The organism is Enterococcus rivorum (assembly GCF_001742285.1).
GTDB classification, from domain to species: Bacteria; Bacillota; Bacilli; order Lactobacillales; family Enterococcaceae; genus Enterococcus_L; species Enterococcus_L rivorum.
Genome location: NZ_MIEK01000001.1, coordinates 189,580 through 204,290, shown reverse-complemented (window position 1 = coordinate 204,290; position 14,711 = coordinate 189,580). Strand labels below are relative to the sequence as shown.

28 protein-coding genes are annotated in these 14,711 nt (G+C 38.7%); all 28 read left to right on the top strand.

Annotated elements, in window-relative coordinates:
• The first annotated feature begins 139 nt into the window (after nucleotides 1-139).
• The 28 genes from tuf to rpsK all read left to right on the top strand — a co-directional run bounded on the left by tuf (nucleotide 140) and on the right by rpsK (nucleotide 14,691).
• Complete coding sequence (gene tuf, locus BCR26_RS00980) at nucleotides 140-1,327, top strand: elongation factor Tu (RefSeq protein WP_069697080.1); 1,188 nt, start codon at nucleotides 140-142, stop codon at nucleotides 1,325-1,327.
• Between the two features lie 512 nt (nucleotides 1,328-1,839).
• Nucleotides 1,840-2,148, top strand: coding sequence for a 30S ribosomal protein S10 (rpsJ, locus tag BCR26_RS00975; RefSeq protein ID WP_002389727.1), 309 nt, complete (start codon nucleotides 1,840-1,842; stop codon nucleotides 2,146-2,148).
• 28 nt (nucleotides 2,149-2,176) lie between these two features.
• A complete protein-coding gene (gene rplC, locus BCR26_RS00970) occupies nucleotides 2,177-2,806 on the top strand; it encodes a 50S ribosomal protein L3 (RefSeq protein WP_069697079.1) in 630 nt (209 codons plus the stop codon).
• A gap of 25 nt (nucleotides 2,807-2,831) precedes the next feature.
• Nucleotides 2,832-3,455 (top strand): 50S ribosomal protein L4, encoded by a 624-nt coding sequence (gene rplD / locus BCR26_RS00965; protein ID WP_069697078.1) that lies wholly within the window; start codon nucleotides 2,832-2,834, stop codon nucleotides 3,453-3,455.
• The gene (locus BCR26_RS00960) at nucleotides 3,455-3,748 is read left to right on the top strand and encodes a 50S ribosomal protein L23 (protein ID WP_069697077.1); all 294 of its coding nucleotides are present in this window, start codon (nucleotides 3,455-3,457) and stop codon (nucleotides 3,746-3,748) included. The genes rplD and BCR26_RS00960 overlap by 1 nt, the downstream gene beginning before the upstream one ends.
• Before the next feature lie 40 nt (nucleotides 3,749-3,788).
• Nucleotides 3,789-4,619, top strand: coding sequence for a 50S ribosomal protein L2 (gene rplB, locus BCR26_RS00955; protein ID WP_069697076.1), 831 nt, complete (start codon nucleotides 3,789-3,791; stop codon nucleotides 4,617-4,619).
• A 42-nt stretch (nucleotides 4,620-4,661) separates the two neighbouring features.
• The gene (gene rpsS, locus BCR26_RS00950) at nucleotides 4,662-4,940 is read left to right on the top strand and encodes a 30S ribosomal protein S19 (RefSeq protein ID WP_069697075.1); all 279 of its coding nucleotides are present in this window, start codon (nucleotides 4,662-4,664) and stop codon (nucleotides 4,938-4,940) included.
• A 20-nt stretch (nucleotides 4,941-4,960) separates the two neighbouring features.
• Complete coding sequence (gene rplV, locus BCR26_RS00945) at nucleotides 4,961-5,308, top strand: 50S ribosomal protein L22 (RefSeq protein ID WP_069697074.1); 348 nt, start codon at nucleotides 4,961-4,963, stop codon at nucleotides 5,306-5,308.
• Nucleotides 5,309-5,456: 148 nt separating this feature from the next.
• Nucleotides 5,457-6,113 carry a 30S ribosomal protein S3 gene (rpsC, locus tag BCR26_RS00940; RefSeq protein ID WP_069697073.1) on the top strand — a complete coding sequence of 219 codons (657 nt, stop codon included), beginning with the start codon at nucleotides 5,457-5,459 and terminating at the stop codon, nucleotides 6,111-6,113.
• Nucleotides 6,114-6,115: 2 nt separating this feature from the next.
• Nucleotides 6,116-6,550 (top strand): 50S ribosomal protein L16, encoded by a 435-nt coding sequence (rplP, locus tag BCR26_RS00935; RefSeq protein WP_069697072.1) that lies wholly within the window; start codon nucleotides 6,116-6,118, stop codon nucleotides 6,548-6,550.
• On the top strand, nucleotides 6,540-6,728 hold the full coding sequence (gene rpmC, locus BCR26_RS00930) for a 50S ribosomal protein L29 (protein ID WP_069697071.1): 189 nt from the start codon (nucleotides 6,540-6,542) through the stop codon (nucleotides 6,726-6,728). The genes rplP and rpmC overlap by 11 nt, the downstream gene beginning before the upstream one ends.
• Before the next feature lie 23 nt (nucleotides 6,729-6,751).
• Nucleotides 6,752-7,018 (top strand): 30S ribosomal protein S17, encoded by a 267-nt coding sequence (rpsQ, locus tag BCR26_RS00925; protein WP_002359348.1) that lies wholly within the window; start codon nucleotides 6,752-6,754, stop codon nucleotides 7,016-7,018.
• A 58-nt stretch (nucleotides 7,019-7,076) separates the two neighbouring features.
• Nucleotides 7,077-7,445, top strand: a complete 369-nt coding sequence (rplN, locus tag BCR26_RS00920) for a 50S ribosomal protein L14 (RefSeq protein WP_069697070.1) — start codon at nucleotides 7,077-7,079, stop codon at nucleotides 7,443-7,445.
• Nucleotides 7,446-7,481: 36 nt separating this feature from the next.
• Nucleotides 7,482-7,793, top strand: a complete 312-nt coding sequence (gene rplX, locus BCR26_RS00915) for a 50S ribosomal protein L24 (protein WP_069697069.1) — start codon at nucleotides 7,482-7,484, stop codon at nucleotides 7,791-7,793.
• A 26-nt stretch (nucleotides 7,794-7,819) separates the two neighbouring features.
• Nucleotides 7,820-8,359 (top strand): 50S ribosomal protein L5, encoded by a 540-nt coding sequence (gene rplE / locus BCR26_RS00910; RefSeq protein ID WP_069697068.1) that lies wholly within the window; start codon nucleotides 7,820-7,822, stop codon nucleotides 8,357-8,359.
• Nucleotides 8,360-8,377: 18 nt separating this feature from the next.
• A complete protein-coding gene (locus tag BCR26_RS00905; protein WP_002356214.1) occupies nucleotides 8,378-8,563 on the top strand; it encodes a type Z 30S ribosomal protein S14 in 186 nt (61 codons plus the stop codon).
• 35 nt (nucleotides 8,564-8,598) lie between these two features.
• Nucleotides 8,599-8,997: a 30S ribosomal protein S8 gene (gene rpsH / locus BCR26_RS00900; RefSeq protein ID WP_069697067.1), complete on the top strand. Its 399-nt coding sequence runs from the start codon at nucleotides 8,599-8,601 to the stop codon at nucleotides 8,995-8,997.
• 30 nt (nucleotides 8,998-9,027) lie between these two features.
• Complete coding sequence (rplF, locus tag BCR26_RS00895; RefSeq protein WP_069697066.1) at nucleotides 9,028-9,564, top strand: 50S ribosomal protein L6; 537 nt, start codon at nucleotides 9,028-9,030, stop codon at nucleotides 9,562-9,564.
• A 168-nt stretch (nucleotides 9,565-9,732) separates the two neighbouring features.
• Entirely contained in the window at nucleotides 9,733-10,089 is a 357-nt protein-coding gene (rplR, locus tag BCR26_RS00890; RefSeq protein WP_084386974.1) for a 50S ribosomal protein L18, read from the top strand.
• A 20-nt stretch (nucleotides 10,090-10,109) separates the two neighbouring features.
• Nucleotides 10,110-10,610: a 30S ribosomal protein S5 gene (gene rpsE, locus BCR26_RS00885; protein WP_069697064.1), complete on the top strand. Its 501-nt coding sequence runs from the start codon at nucleotides 10,110-10,112 to the stop codon at nucleotides 10,608-10,610.
• A gap of 14 nt (nucleotides 10,611-10,624) precedes the next feature.
• The gene (gene rpmD, locus BCR26_RS00880; RefSeq protein WP_069697063.1) at nucleotides 10,625-10,804 is read left to right on the top strand and encodes a 50S ribosomal protein L30; all 180 of its coding nucleotides are present in this window, start codon (nucleotides 10,625-10,627) and stop codon (nucleotides 10,802-10,804) included.
• Between the two features lie 37 nt (nucleotides 10,805-10,841).
• On the top strand, nucleotides 10,842-11,282 hold the full coding sequence (rplO, locus tag BCR26_RS00875; protein WP_069697062.1) for a 50S ribosomal protein L15: 441 nt from the start codon (nucleotides 10,842-10,844) through the stop codon (nucleotides 11,280-11,282).
• A complete protein-coding gene (gene secY / locus BCR26_RS00870) occupies nucleotides 11,282-12,580 on the top strand; it encodes a preprotein translocase subunit SecY (protein WP_069697061.1) in 1,299 nt (432 codons plus the stop codon). The genes rplO and secY overlap by 1 nt, the downstream gene beginning before the upstream one ends.
• 91 nt (nucleotides 12,581-12,671) lie before the next feature.
• Nucleotides 12,672-13,322, top strand: coding sequence for an adenylate kinase (locus BCR26_RS00865; RefSeq protein WP_069697060.1), 651 nt, complete (start codon nucleotides 12,672-12,674; stop codon nucleotides 13,320-13,322).
• A gap of 201 nt (nucleotides 13,323-13,523) precedes the next feature.
• Nucleotides 13,524-13,742, top strand: coding sequence for a translation initiation factor IF-1 (gene infA, locus BCR26_RS00860; protein WP_067395111.1), 219 nt, complete (start codon nucleotides 13,524-13,526; stop codon nucleotides 13,740-13,742).
• 31 nt (nucleotides 13,743-13,773) lie between these two features.
• The gene (gene rpmJ, locus BCR26_RS00855; protein ID WP_002288710.1) at nucleotides 13,774-13,890 is read left to right on the top strand and encodes a 50S ribosomal protein L36; all 117 of its coding nucleotides are present in this window, start codon (nucleotides 13,774-13,776) and stop codon (nucleotides 13,888-13,890) included.
• Nucleotides 13,891-13,908: 18 nt separating this feature from the next.
• The gene (rpsM, locus tag BCR26_RS00850; RefSeq protein ID WP_069697059.1) at nucleotides 13,909-14,274 is read left to right on the top strand and encodes a 30S ribosomal protein S13; all 366 of its coding nucleotides are present in this window, start codon (nucleotides 13,909-13,911) and stop codon (nucleotides 14,272-14,274) included.
• A 27-nt stretch (nucleotides 14,275-14,301) separates the two neighbouring features.
• Nucleotides 14,302-14,691, top strand: a complete 390-nt coding sequence (gene rpsK, locus BCR26_RS00845; protein WP_069697058.1) for a 30S ribosomal protein S11 — start codon at nucleotides 14,302-14,304, stop codon at nucleotides 14,689-14,691.
• The last annotated feature ends 20 nt before the right edge of the window (nucleotides 14,692-14,711 follow it).

Below are 14,711 nucleotides of genomic sequence, written 5' to 3'. Positions count from 1 at the left end.
AAATAAGACTTTCTTATTTAGTACTAGGCTTTTTTCTTGATATCATGTAAAATAGTTAAAGATGATCAGGAAGTTGTTGAAACTACCTATCAAATAAACAAAAAAATAAAATTTTATATTTTAGGAGGAACATTTTAAAATGGCTAAAGAAAAATTTGACCGTTCAAAACCCCATGTAAACATTGGTACTATCGGACACGTTGACCATGGTAAAACTACATTAACTGCTGCAATTGCAACTGTGTTAGCTAAACACGGTGGCGGTGAAGCTCAAAACTATGCTGATATCGATAACGCTCCAGAAGAAAAAGAACGTGGTATCACAATCAACACTTCTCATATCGAATATGAAACTGATGCTCGTCACTACGCACACGTGGACTGCCCAGGACACGCGGATTACGTTAAAAACATGATCACTGGTGCTGCTCAAATGGACGGAGCAATCTTAGTAGTTTCTGCTGCTGATGGCCCTATGCCTCAAACTCGTGAACATATCTTGTTATCACGTAACGTTGGTGTACCATACATCGTTGTTTTCTTAAACAAAATGGATATGGTTGATGATGAAGAATTATTAGAATTAGTAGAAATGGAAGTTCGTGATTTATTATCTGAATATGACTTCCCAGGTGATGACACTCCTGTTATCGCTGGTTCTGCTTTGAAAGCATTAGAAGGCGAAGCTTCATACGAAGAAAAAATCATGGAATTAATGGCTGCTGTTGATGAGTATATCCCAACTCCAGTTCGTGATACTGATAAACCTTTCATGATGCCAGTTGAGGACGTATTCTCAATCACTGGACGTGGTACAGTTGCTACTGGCCGTGTTGAACGTGGAGAAGTTCGCGTTGGTGATGAAATTGAAATCGTTGGTATTAATGAAGATACTGCTAAAACAACTGTAACAGGTGTTGAAATGTTCCGTAAATTGTTAGACTACGCTGAAGCAGGCGACAATATCGGTGCTTTATTACGTGGTGTAGCACGTGAAGATATCGAACGTGGACAAGTATTAGCTAAACCAGCTTCAATCACTCCACATAAAAAATTTAAAGCAGAAGTTTATGTTTTATCTAAAGAAGAAGGTGGACGTCATACTCCATTCTTCACTAACTACCGTCCTCAGTTCTACTTCCGTACAACTGACGTAACTGGTGTAGTTGAATTGCCAGAAGGTATCGAAATGGTAATGCCTGGTGATAACGTTGCAATGGACGTGGAATTAATCCACCCAATCGCTATCGAAGATGGAACTCGTTTCTCTATTCGTGAAGGCGGACGTACTGTTGGTTCAGGCGTTGTTTCAGAAATCACTAAATAATTAAAACTTAAATATAGCAATGACTAGTGTGAAAAGCTAGGGTACTCGGACGTAAGCTTGAAGAATTCATTCTTCAAGCTTTTTTATTTGTAGAAGCTATTATTATGTTGCAAGAAGTTTCTTCTATAGTATAGAAGAATTTTGAATAGGCTGAGGCGCAACTTGGAAAATGTTATCTTTAAGCTGAATAAATATTGGAATCAGAACTAACTCCGTATTATTTTTTAAGAGGTGCACACTTCTTACTAAACCTGATTTCAAAAGAATTATGAAAAGTTCAAAAAAAAAAGGGGATTTTTTAGAAATAATCCTTGCTATTGCTGTCTTTCTGTAATATAATTACAAAGGTGCTGCTTACAGAAGTGTAAAAGCATTGATAAATCAAGGTTTTGGTTTATCGGCTAAGAAACGAGAGGTTGCGACACGCCCGGGCGCTTTGCCACGAACGAGCGTGACGGAAAAATTTTCGTGGAGCTATGTCTACTTTCAAAATAGGCGAAGGAGGGAACAAGATGGCAAAACAAAAGATTCGTATCCGTTTAAAAGCGTATGAACACCGTATTTTAGATCAATCAGCGGATAAAATTGTGGAAACAGCAAAAAGAACTGGAGCTGACGTGTCAGGACCAATTCCATTACCAACAGAACGCTCGCTTTACACAGTTATTCGTGCGACTCATAAATACAAAGATTCACGCGAACAATTCGAAATGCGTACACACAAACGTCTAATCGACATTGTGAACCCAACACCAAAAACAGTTGATGCTTTAATGAAGCTTGACTTACCATCTGGTGTGAATATTGAAATCAAACTATAAAAAAAATCAAGATGATGGAGGTGTACTCATGACCAAAGGAATCTTAGGGAAAAAAGTGGGAATGACACAAATCTTTACTGAGTCTGGTGAATTAATTCCAGTAACAGTAGTTGAAGCTACGCCAAACGTAGTGTTACAAGTAAAAACTATTGAAACGGACGGCTACGAAGCAATTCAAGTCGGTTACCAAGACAAACGTGAAGTTTTGGCAAACAAACCTGCGAAAGGTCATGTTGCAAAAGCAAACACGGCTCCTAAGCGCTTCATTAAGGAATTCAAAGATGTTGTGCTAGGAGAATATGAAGTAGGAAAAGAAATTACAGTAGATGTTTTCCAAGCAGGAGATATCGTTGATGTTACAGGTACTTCGAAAGGTAAAGGATTCCAAGGGGTTATTAAACGTCACGGCCAAAGCCGCGGACCAATGTCTCATGGTTCTCGTTATCATCGTCGTCCTGGGTCAATGGGTCCAGTTGCTCCTAACCGAGTGTTTAAAAATAAAAAACTTGCCGGCCGTATGGGTGGTGACCGCATAACAATTCAAAATCTTGAAATTGTTAGAGTGGATGCTGAAAGAAATGTCATCCTAATTAAAGGGAACATTCCTGGAGCGAAAAAATCATTAATTACAATCAAATCAGCTGTGAAGGCTAAATAATCGTAGGGAAAGGAGGAACTAAGGAATGCCGAATGTAGCATTATTTAAACAAGATGGAACACAAAATGGTGAAATGACATTAAATGAAGAAATCTTCGGAATCGAACCTAATGAAAGTGTTGTATATGATGCAATCATCATGCAACGTGCTTCATTAAGACAAGGAACACACGCAGTTAAAAACCGCGGCGACGTTCGTGGCGGTGGCCGTAAACCATGGCGCCAAAAAGGAACTGGTCGTGCTCGTCAAGGTTCAATCCGCTCGCCACAATGGCGCGGAGGTGGTATCGTCTTTGGACCAACACCACGTTCTTACAGCTACAAACTTCCTAAAAAAGTTCGTCGTTTAGCAATGAAATCTGTATTGTCAGAAAAAGTTGCTGAAAATAACTTGGTAGCAATTGAAGGATTAAACTTTGATGCACCAAAAACAAAAGAATTTAAACAAGTTCTTACAAATCTATCTATCGATACTAAAGTATTAGTAGTTTTAGAACCAGAAAATGATTTTGCGGCTTTATCAGCTCGTAATTTACCAAATGTTTCTGTTGTAACTTCTGATAACATTAGTGTTCTGGATATTGTGTCTAACGGTAAAATGTTAGCAACACAAACTGCTCTTACTCAAATTGAGGAGGTGCTTGCATAATGAATTTACTAGACATAATTAAACGCCCAGTAATCACTGAAAAGTCCATGCTTGCAATGGACGAAAAGAAATACTCTTTCGAAGTTGATACTCGCGCAAATAAAACTTTAGTAAAACAAGCTGTTGAATCAGCATTTGATGGTGTGAAAGTGAAAAACGTAAACATCATGAACGTGCGTCCTAAGTTTAAACGCATGGGTAAACATGCAGGATATACGAAAAAACGTCGCAAAGCTATTGTGACTTTAACAGAAGATTCAAAAGAAATTCAACTTTTCGAAGCGGCTGAATAGTCAGCTCGAAACAATTATCAAAGTAGGAGGGAAATAAGACGTGGCGATTAAAAAGTACAAACCTACCACAAATGGCCGTCGTAACATGACAAGTTCTGATTTCGCTGAAATCACAACATCTACACCAGAAAAATCGTTATTAAAGCCATTAAAAAATCATGCCGGTCGTAACAACAACGGTCGTATTACAGTTCGTCATCAAGGTGGCGGTCACAAACGTCAATACCGTTTGATTGACTTTAAACGTAATAAAGACAACGTTGAAGCGCTTGTTAAAACAATTGAGTATGATCCAAACCGTTCTGCTAACATTGCGTTAGTACATTACGAAGATGGAGTTAAAGCATATATCTTAGCACCAAAAGGATTAGAAGTAGGCATGCGCCTAGTTTCAGGTCCTGAAGCCGATATTAAAATTGGGAATGCATTACCATTGGAAAATATTCCAGTAGGTACTGTCGTTCACAACATTGAAATGAAACCTGGTAAAGGCGGACAATTGATTCGTTCTGCTGGAACAAGTGCACAAGTACTTGGTAAAGAAGGCAAATACGTATTAATCCGTTTGAACTCTGGAGAAGTTCGTATGATCTTAGCAACTTGCCGTGCAACAGTCGGTGCTGTTGGTAATGAACAACACGAATTAATCAACATTGGTAAAGCAGGCCGTTCTCGTTGGATGCGTAAACGTCCAACTGTTCGTGGTAGCGTAATGAACCCGAACGATCACCCACACGGTGGTGGTGAAGGTAAACAACCTATCGGACGTAAAGCACCTGTATCTCCATGGGGACAACCAGCTATTGGACTTAAAACTCGTAGCAAAAAAGCAAAATCAGACAAACTTATCGTTCGTCGTCGTACTAAATAATCTATTTGACCATGTGTCGCACATTTTGAGAGGAGGTTCACCATGGGTCGTAGTTTGAAGAAAGGACCTTTCGTTGATGAGCATTTAATGAAAAAAGTAGAAGCTCAAGAAGGTGCTGAAAAGAAAAAAGTTATTAAGACTTGGTCTCGCCGTTCTACAATTTTTCCTAGCTTTGTTGGATTTACAATTGCAGTATATGATGGACGTAAACACGTTCCAGTTTATATTCAAGAAGACATGGTAGGACACAAATTAGGTGAATTTGCACCAACTAGAACTTATCGTGGCCATGCTGCCGATGATAAGAAAACTAGACGTTAATTTGAGGGGAGGAAATGCAAATGTCAGAACAAATTACATCAGCTAAGGCAACTGCAAAAACAGTTCGCACTTCACCTCGTAAAGCCCGTTTAGTAATCGATCTTATCAGAGGGAAAAGCGTTGCAGATGCAATTTCAACTTTGAAATTCATGCCGAACAAATCAGCTGGAATCATTGAAAAAGTTTTAATGTCAGCTATTGCAAACGCAGAAAACAACTTTGACTTAGATGTTGAGAACTTAGTAGTATCTGAAGCTTTTGTGAACGAAGGACCAACAATGAAACGCTTCCGTCCACGTGCCAAAGGTTCAGCATCACCAATCAACAAACGTACAAGTCATATTACAGTAGTCGTATCAGAAAAATAATAGAAGAGAGACGGACTGTTGTTCATAATGTTTTGTCATTAAGAACTAGCAGTTAACGGATCTTAAGAGGAGGACCACTACTCTGAGCACATTGTTGCTTAGAGATAATGGATACCAGACCTCGTAATATTAAGAGGAGGGACAATCAGTGGGTCAAAAAGTACATCCAATAGGAATGCGTGTAGGCATCATCCGCGACTGGGATGCAAAATGGTATGCTGAAAAAGAGTATGCTGAATTCTTACACGAAGATTTAAGAATCCGTAAATTTATCGCAACGAAACTTGCTGATGCCGCTGTGTCTACAATTGAGATTGAGCGCGCTGCAAATCGTGTGAATATTTCAATCCACACAGCTAAACCAGGTATGGTTATTGGTAAAGGCGGATCTGAAGTCGAAAACCTTAGAAAAGAATTAAACAAAATAACTGGTAAAAGAGTTCACATTAACATCATTGAAATCAAAAAACCAGATTTAGATGCAAAATTAGTAGGCGAAGGAATTGCACGTCAATTAGAAAATCGTGTTGCTTTCCGTCGTGCTCAAAAACAAGCCATCCAACGTACAATGCGTTCTGGCGCTCAAGGAATTAAAACACAAGTATCTGGCCGTTTAAATGGTGCGGATATCGCTCGTTCAGAAGGATATTCAGAAGGAACTGTTCCTCTTCATACATTGCGTGCTGATATTGATTACGCATGGGAAGAAGCAGACACAACTTACGGAAAATTAGGAGTTAAAGTGTGGATTTACCGTGGAGAAATTCTTCCAACGAAAAAAAACACTGAGAAAGGAGGGAAATAATCATGTTAGTACCTAAACGTGTGAAACACCGTCGTGAATTTAGAGGTAAAATGCGTGGTGAAGCTAAAGGCGGAAAAGAAGTAGCTTTTGGTGAATGGGGTTTACAAGCAACAGAATCTCATTGGATTACTAACCGACAAATCGAAGCGGCCCGTATCGCTATGACTCGTTATATGAAACGTGGCGGGAAAGTATGGATTAAAATTTTCCCTCACAAATCTTACACAAGTAAAGCTATCGGTGTTCGTATGGGTAAAGGTAAAGGAGCACCAGAAGGCTGGGTATCACCAGTTAAACGCGGTAAAGTAATGTTCGAAATCGCTGGCGTTCCTGAAGAAGTAGCTCGTGAAGCACTTCGTCTTGCATCCCACAAATTACCGGTTAAAACTAAGATCGTAAAACGTGAGGAAATGGGTGGTGAATCGAATGAAGGTTAAAGATATCAGAGAATTAACCACTGCCGAAATGCTTGAACAAGAAAAGCAATTTAAAGAAGAATTGTTCAATTTAAGATTCCAACTAGCAACAGGTCAATTAGAAAACACTGCACGTATTAAAGAAGTACGTCAATCGATTGCACGCATCAAAACAGTATTGCGTGAACAAGCTAACTAATAGTGGAAGGAGGCCAAACGCGTATGACTGAAGAAAGAAATCAACGTAAAGTTTACCAAGGTCGCGTGGTTTCAGACAAAATGGATAAAACTATCACAGTTGTCGTTGAAACAAAGAAAAATCACCCTATCTATGGCAAACGTATGAAATATTCAAAAAAATACAAAGCGCATGATGAAAACAACACAGCTAAAGTTGGCGACATCGTGAAAATTATGGAAACTCGTCCATTATCAGCTACAAAACGTTTCCGTTTACTAGAGGTAGTCGAAGAAGCAGTTATTATCTAATAAAACGAGATTTTCCTAAATAGATTGAAGTATAAAATCTGAAAGGGGGATACACATCGTGATCCAACAAGAAAGCCGATTAAGAGTTGCTGACAACTCAGGTGCACGTGAAATTTTAACGATCAAAGTCCTTGGTGGTTCTGGTCGTAAAACTGCTAATATTGGTGACGTGATTGTTGCTACTGTCAAACAAGCAACGCCAGGTGGGGTTGTCAAAAAAGGTGAAGTAGTTAAAGCCGTTATCGTTCGTACAAAATCTGGAGCTCGTCGTACAGACGGTTCATACATCAAATTTGATGAAAATGCTGCGGTAATTATTCGTGATGATAAAAGCCCACGCGGAACACGTATCTTCGGACCAGTTGCACGTGAATTACGTGAAAACAACTTCATGAAGATCGTTTCTCTAGCACCAGAAGTATTATAATTCGAGACACTTATTCAAAGGAGGTGCGAAACAATAATGTTTGTTAAAAAAGGCGATAAAGTTAAAGTTATCACTGGAAAAGACAAAAATAAAGAAGGCGTTGTATTAGCGGCGTTTCCTAAAAAAGACAAAGTTATCGTTGAAGGTGTTAATATTATGAAAAAACACCAAAAGCCAAACCAAGAAGCCCCGCAAGGAGGAATTCTAGAAGTTGAGGCACCAATTCATGTTTCTAATGTAATGGTGATTGATCCGTCTAACGGAGAAGCAACTAAAGTTGGCTATAAAGAAGTCGATGGTAAAAAAGTCCGTGTTTCTAAAAAAACCGGTGAAGTCTTAGATAAATAGATTATAAGGAAGGAGGGGCTTACTGAATGAACCGCCTGAAAGAAAAATATATTAAAGAAGTAACACCATCAATGATGGAAAAATTTAACTATAGCTCTGTTATGCAAACACCTAAAGTTGATAAAATTGTCATCAACATGGGTGTTGGTGATGCGGTATCAAACGCAAAAAATTTAGATAAAGCTGTTGAAGAATTAGCATTAGTAACTGGTCAAAAACCAATCATTACAAAAGCTAAAAAATCAATCGCTGGGTTCCGTTTACGTGAAGGAATGCCAATCGGTGCGAAAGTGACTTTACGCGGCGAAAGAATGTACGAATTTTTAGATAAATTAGTATCAGTATCTTTACCACGTGTACGTGACTTCCACGGAGTAAGTAAAAAAGCCTTTGATGGACGTGGTAACTACACTTTAGGTATTAAAGAACAATTAATCTTCCCAGAAGTTGATTATGATTTAGTAGATAAAGTACGCGGTATGGACATCGTTATTGTTACAACAGCAAACACTGATGAAGAATCTCGTGAGTTGTTGGCACAATTAGGTATGCCATTCCAAAAATAAAAAAAGGAGGCGAACTACGTGGCTAAAAAATCAATGATTGCTAAAAACAAACGTCCTGCAAAACATTCGACACAAGCATATACACGTTGTGAACGTTGCGGTCGTCCACATTCAGTTTATCGTAAATTTCATCTTTGCCGTATTTGCTTCCGCGAACTTGCCTATAAAGGTCAAATTCCCGGCGTGAAGAAAGCTAGCTGGTAAACAAGTAAACTTGCATAAAGGAGGTAAATAGTTCAATGGTCATGACAGATCCAATTGCAGATTTTCTAACTCGCATTCGTAATGCGAACATGGTTAAACATGAAAGTTTAGAAGTACCTGCTTCAAAAATTAAACGTGATATCGCTGAAATCCTGAAACGTGAAGGATTTGTTCGCGATGTAGAATATATCGAAGATGACAAACAAGGCGTAATCCGTGTTTTCCTTAAATATGGTAAAAACGAAGAACGTGTTATCACTAACTTAAAACGTATCTCTAAACCAGGTCTACGTGCTTATGTAAAAGCTGGCGAAGTTCCTAAAGTATTGAACGGTTTAGGTATTGCGATCATCTCTACTTCTGAAGGTGTAGTAACTGATAAAGAAGCAAGAGCAAAAAATATCGGCGGCGAAGTAATCGCCTACGTATGGTAATTTAAAAAATACACAAGGAGGTGTCTCTAAGTGAGCCGTATTGGTAATAAAATCGTTATTTTACCAGCTGGAGTTACTGTAACTCAAGATGGAAATAACATAACTGTAAAAGGACCTAAAGGTGAATTGACTCGTGAGTTTTCTGCTGATATCACAATGAATATCGAAGGAAGCGAAGTAACGTTTACTCGTCCAAATGATAGCAAAGACATGAAAACAATTCACGGTACAACTCGTGCAAACTTCAACAACATGGTTGTTGGTGTAAGTGAAGGCTTTGAAAAAGGGTTAGAACTTATCGGGGTTGGTTACCGTGCACAATTACAAGGATCTAACTTGATTCTTAACGTTGGGTACTCTCATCCAGTAGAAATTACACCACCAGCTGGTGTAACTGTAGAAGTACCTTCGAACACACAAGTAGTTGTTAAAGGAGCTAACAAAGAACATGTTGGTGAATTAGCAGCAAACATCCGTGGCGTTCGTCCTCCAGAACCTTATAAAGGCAAAGGAATCCGCTATGTTGGCGAATTTGTACGTCGTAAAGAAGGTAAAACTGGTAAATAGAATAAGACATGTAGGAGAATTGCTTAGAAGTGAGAAACAAAGGAAAATTGTTTTGATGAAGTTCGTTTTCCTCAAAAGAAATTTCCCTTGTATCGTGACTAATGCTCTTTTCCGAAATCTGTTCACTGCTTGAAATAGTAGTACAATTAAATTAAAGAGGTGACAATTGTGATAACAAAACCAGATAAAAATAAGACACGTCAGAAAAGACATCGTCGTGTACGTAACAAAATCTCTGGTACTGCTGAGTGCCCACGTTTGAACGTTTTCCGTTCTAACAAAAACATCTACGCTCAAGTCATTGATGACGTAGCGGGTGTAACGCTAGCAAGTGCCTCTGCCTTGGATAAAGAAATTTCAGGTGGAACAAAAACAGAAATCGCTGCAGCTGTAGGTAAATTAGTTGCTGAACGTGCCGCTGAAAAAGGCGTTAAAGTAGTAGTCTTTGACCGTGGTGGATACCTTTACCATGGCCGCGTAGCCGCTTTAGCTGAAGCAGCTCGTGAAAATGGACTAGAATTTTAAGAGAAGGAGGAACACCATTCATGGTTTATATTGATCCAAAACACTTGGAATTAGAAGACCGCGTTGTTGCAATCAACCGTGTAACAAAAGTTGTTAAAGGTGGACGTCGTTTACGTTTCGCAGCTTTAGTTGTTGTGGGAGATAAAAATGGACACGTTGGTTTTGGTACTGGTAAAGCGCAAGAAGTACCAGAAGCTATTCGTAAAGCTATCGAAGACGCTAAGAAAAACTTAGTTGAAGTGCCTATGGTTGGTTCTACCATCCCTCACGAAGTAATCGGAGTATTTGGTGGTGGACGTATCCTTATGAAACCAGCAATTGAAGGTTCTGGGGTTGCCGCTGGTGGACCAGTTCGTGCCGTATTAGAATTAGCTGGTGTAGCAGATATTACATCTAAATCATTAGGTTCAAACACACCAATCAACGTTGTTCGCGCAACTCTTGATGGTTTAACACAATTAAAACGCGCTGAAGAAGTGGCAGCACTTCGTGGCAAAACTGTAGAAGAAATTATCGGTTAAGGAGGACAACAGTAATGGCTGAATTAAAAATTACTTTAAAACGCAGTATTATCGGACGTCCTCAAAATCAACGTGATACAGTAAAAGCGTTGGGATTGAAAAAAATTAACAGTACTGTAACTAAACCTGCGAATGATGCAATCAAAGGAATGGTTAACACTGTTTCACATTTAGTGGACGTAGAAGAAGTTTAATTTACAATAGTAGATTGTTTAAGGAGGTGCCAAACCAATGAAACTTCATGAATTGAAACCTGCCGAAGGTTCACGCCAAGTACGCAATCGCGTTGGACGTGGTACTTCATCTGGCAATGGTAAAACTGCTGGCCGTGGACAAAAAGGGCAAAAAGCTCGTTCAGGTGGCGGTGTACGTTTAGGATTTGAAGGGGGTCAAACTCCATTATTCCGTCGTTTACCAAAACGTGGCTTCACGAACATTAATCGTAAAGATTATGCAATCATCAATTTAGATGTATTGAATCGTTTCGAAGACGGAGCTGAAGTAACATCAGCTGCATTAATTGAAGCTGGAATCGTTAAAAATGAAAAATCAGGAATTAAAGTTCTTGCAGATGGTCAATTAACTAAAAAAGTGACTGTCAAAGCAACTAAATTCTCTAAAGCAGCAGAAGAAGCGATTAAAGCTGCTGGAGGATCAATCGAGGTGATCTAATGTTTAAACTATTAAGTAAAGCTTTTAAAGTCAAAGACATTAGATCAAAAATTATGTTTACTGTTCTAATTCTATTAGTATTTCGCATCGGGGCTCATATAACAGTACCTGGCGTAAATGCTAAAGGATTGGCAGAGCTAAGTGATTTACCGTTTCTAAACATGCTGAATATGGTTAGTGGTAGTGCAATGCAAAACTTCTCTATCTTCTCGATGGGGGTTTCGCCTTACATTACAGCATCAATCATTATTCAGTTGTTACAAATGGACATTGTTCCTAAATTTGTAGAATGGTCAAAACAAGGTGAAGTTGGACGTAAGAAATTAAATCAAGCAACTAGATATCTAACTATTGTATTGGGAATTGCCCAATCGTTTGGTATTACCGCTGGATTTAATAGCTTAAGTTCAATTGGAATTGTTAAAAATCCAAACTTCAATACTTATATCATGATCTCTATTATTTTAACAGCCGGTACACTATTTGTTACTTGGTTGGGAGAACAAATCACTGAAAAAGGAATTGGTAATGGAGTCTCAATGATTATCTTTGCTGGTATTATTTCTAGATTACCAAGCTCTATTAAAGAAATCTATGTTGATTATTTCGTAAATATTGATTCTTCCAAAATCGGGCAATCTGTTGTCTTCATCGTTATTTTAGTTATTGCAGTTTTACTGATTGTAACTTTTGTAACGTTCATGCAGCAAGCAGAGCGCAAAATTCCTATCCAATATACAAAAAGGGTTTCTGGTGCACCGACAAGTAGCTATTTACCTTTAAAAGTAAATGCTGCCGGAGTTATTCCAGTTATCTTTGCTAGTTCGCTTATTTCGACACCAAATGCCGTTTTACAAGCTCTAGGAGGTAACTTCAAGGGTGATGGTTGGTACGAAGTAATGCAACAAATTTTTAGTTATAATACAGTTCCAGGTGCCATTGTATACACTGTACTGATTGTTGCGTTTACATTCTTCTATGCTTTTGTTCAAGTAAACCCTGAGAAATTGGCGGAAAACTTACAAAAACAAGGAAGTTATATTCCAAGCGTACGACCAGGTAAAGGGACAGAGGAATACGTATCTGGACTATTAATGCGTTTAAGCGTAGTCGGTTCTATCTTTTTAGGAATGGTAGCTTTATTGCCAATCATTGCTCAAATGTTATGGAACTTACCACAGTCTATTGGACTAGGTGGAACAAGCTTACTAATTGTTATTGGTGTTGCTCTAGAAACAGCTAAACAACTAGAAGGTTTAATGTTAAAACGTCAATATGTTGGCTTTATCAATAAGTAAGAATTGTGTGTTGAGGATTCTCCTCAGCACCGTTCTCACATTGGCTAGCTTCATGACATGAGCCAGCCTTTAAAATTAGGAGGAGAACATAATGAACCTCATTTTAATGGGATTACCTGGAGCAGGAAAAGGGACACAAGCAGAAAAAATTATTGATACGTATGGAATTCCACATATTTCTACTGGAGATATGTTCCGTGCAGCAATGAAAAATGAAACTGCTCTTGGCCTTGAAGCAAAGGCCTATATCGATGCTGGTAACTTGGTTCCTGACGAAGTAACGAACGGAATTGTTAAAGAACGTTTAGCAGAACCCGATACAGAAAAAGGTTTTCTATTAGACGGATTCCCAAGAACTTTGGATCAAGCGAAGGCATTAAATGAAATGTTAAAAGATTTAAATAAACAAATTGACGCTGTCATTGATATTCATGTTGAAGAAAATGTTTTGATTGAGCGTTTAGCAGGTCGATTTATGTGTCGTACTTGTGGAGCGACGTATCATAAACTATTTAACCCTCCTAAAGTAGAGGGAACATGTGACCGATGCGGTGGACATGAGTTTTATCAAAGAGAAGATGATAAGCCTGAAACGGTAAAAAATCGTTTGGCAGTCAACATCGAAAGTAGTGCGCCAATCTTAGCTTATTATAAAGAACAAGATTTGTTGCATTCAATAGATGGAAATCGTGAGATCGATGCTGTTTTTGAAGATGTGAAACAAATCATTGAGAAAAAATAGAGTTGATTGCCCGCTACCTACTGTTTTTGTTGGATTCAGATTCTCTTGCCAAATCAAATAACTTATGATAGAATATATCAGTCCGACTTCTAAGTTTTTTTGAACTTTAAAGAAGTTTAGTTGTGAAATTCTAGGTGGGAGCTGAAGTTTCCGCCGTTTTATCGCGCGAAAGCGCGAAACAAGTACAAGGAGGTACTGTGCGTGGCAAAAGATGATATGATTGAAATCGAAGGTACAGTCGTCGAAACTTTGCCGAATGCAATGTTTAAAGTTGAATTAGAAAATGGGCATGTAGTTCTTGCTCACGTTTCTGGTAAGATTCGTATGCATTATATTCGTATCTTGCCTGGAGATAAAGTGACTGTTGAGTTATCGCCATATGATTTAACTCGTGGTCGAATCACTTACCGCTTTAAATAATTGTACTCCGTAAAATCAGGGAGGTATTATCATGAAAGTAAGACCATCAGTAAAACCAATGTGTGAACATTGTAAAGTAATTCGCCGTAAAGGACGTGTTATGGTCATTTGCCCAGCAAATCCAAAACATAAACAACGTCAAGGATAATAGGAGGTGTAACGAATAATGGCTCGTATTGCAGGAGTAGACATCCCTCGTGATAAACGTGTAGTAATTTCCCTTACTTATATCTATGGTATTGGTAACACTACTGCTAAAAAAGTTTTAGCAAACGTTGGAGTATCTGAAGAAATTCGTGTTCGTGATTTAACAAATGAACAAACAGATGCTATCCGTGCGGAAATTGATAAGTTAAAAGTTGAAGGGGATCTTCGTCGTGAAGTGAACTTAAATATCAAACGTTTGATGGAAATCGGTTCATACCGTGGTATCCGTCATCGTCGTGGATTACCAACTCGTGGACAAAACACGAAAAATAATGCACGTACTCGTAAAGGCCCAGCTCGTACTGTAGCAGGCAAGAAAAAATAATTCCTAAGTGAAGGAGGTTAGAACTTCATGGCAGCAAAGAAAGTTAGTCGTAAACGCCGTGTGAAGAAGAATATAGAAACCGGGATTGCACATATCCATTCTACATTCAATAATACAATTGTGATGATTACCGATTCTCACGGGAATGCATTAGCATGGTCATCAGCAGGATCGTTAGGCTTTAAAGGTAGTAAAAAATCAACTCCGTTTGCCGCTCAAATGGCAGCAGAAGCAGCTACAAAAGTAGCGATGGAGCATGGATTAAAAACTGTAGATGTAACAGTTAAAGGACCTGGTTCTGGACGTGAGGCAGCAATTCGTTCATTACAAGCAACAGGTTTAGAAGTGACTGCAATTCGTGACGTGACTCCAGTTCCTCATAATGGATGCCGCCCTCCAAAACGCCGTCGTGTTTAATGAGTGCCACTCATTTTGAG

Coding starts and splice junctions, on each gene's coding strand:
- rplC (WP_069697079.1), top strand. CDS start 2,177: ATGACCAAAGGAATCTTAGGGAAAAAAGTGGGAATGACACAAATCTTT.
- rpsM (WP_069697059.1), top strand. CDS start 13,909: ATGGCTCGTATTGCAGGAGTAGACATCCCTCGTGATAAACGTGTAGTA.
- rplP (WP_069697072.1), top strand. CDS start 6,116: ATGTTAGTACCTAAACGTGTGAAACACCGTCGTGAATTTAGAGGTAAA.
- BCR26_RS00865 (WP_069697060.1), top strand. CDS start 12,672: ATGAACCTCATTTTAATGGGATTACCTGGAGCAGGAAAAGGGACACAA.
- rpsQ (WP_002359348.1), top strand. CDS start 6,752: ATGACTGAAGAAAGAAATCAACGTAAAGTTTACCAAGGTCGCGTGGTT.
- rpmJ (WP_002288710.1), top strand. CDS start 13,774: ATGAAAGTAAGACCATCAGTAAAACCAATGTGTGAACATTGTAAAGTA.
- rplO (WP_069697062.1), top strand. CDS start 10,842: ATGAAACTTCATGAATTGAAACCTGCCGAAGGTTCACGCCAAGTACGC.
- BCR26_RS00960 (WP_069697077.1), top strand. CDS start 3,455: ATGAATTTACTAGACATAATTAAACGCCCAGTAATCACTGAAAAGTCC.
- tuf (WP_069697080.1), top strand. CDS start 140: ATGGCTAAAGAAAAATTTGACCGTTCAAAACCCCATGTAAACATTGGT.
- rpsE (WP_069697064.1), top strand. CDS start 10,110: ATGGTTTATATTGATCCAAAACACTTGGAATTAGAAGACCGCGTTGTT.
- rplX (WP_069697069.1), top strand. CDS start 7,482: ATGTTTGTTAAAAAAGGCGATAAAGTTAAAGTTATCACTGGAAAAGAC.
- rpsS (WP_069697075.1), top strand. CDS start 4,662: ATGGGTCGTAGTTTGAAGAAAGGACCTTTCGTTGATGAGCATTTAATG.
- rpsJ (WP_002389727.1), top strand. CDS start 1,840: ATGGCAAAACAAAAGATTCGTATCCGTTTAAAAGCGTATGAACACCGT.
- rpmD (WP_069697063.1), top strand. CDS start 10,625: ATGGCTGAATTAAAAATTACTTTAAAACGCAGTATTATCGGACGTCCT.
- rpsK (WP_069697058.1), top strand. CDS start 14,302: ATGGCAGCAAAGAAAGTTAGTCGTAAACGCCGTGTGAAGAAGAATATA.
- rplD (WP_069697078.1), top strand. CDS start 2,832: ATGCCGAATGTAGCATTATTTAAACAAGATGGAACACAAAATGGTGAA.
- secY (WP_069697061.1), top strand. CDS start 11,282: ATGTTTAAACTATTAAGTAAAGCTTTTAAAGTCAAAGACATTAGATCA.
- rplV (WP_069697074.1), top strand. CDS start 4,961: ATGTCAGAACAAATTACATCAGCTAAGGCAACTGCAAAAACAGTTCGC.
- rplE (WP_069697068.1), top strand. CDS start 7,820: ATGAACCGCCTGAAAGAAAAATATATTAAAGAAGTAACACCATCAATG.
- rpmC (WP_069697071.1), top strand. CDS start 6,540: ATGAAGGTTAAAGATATCAGAGAATTAACCACTGCCGAAATGCTTGAA.
- rpsH (WP_069697067.1), top strand. CDS start 8,599: ATGGTCATGACAGATCCAATTGCAGATTTTCTAACTCGCATTCGTAAT.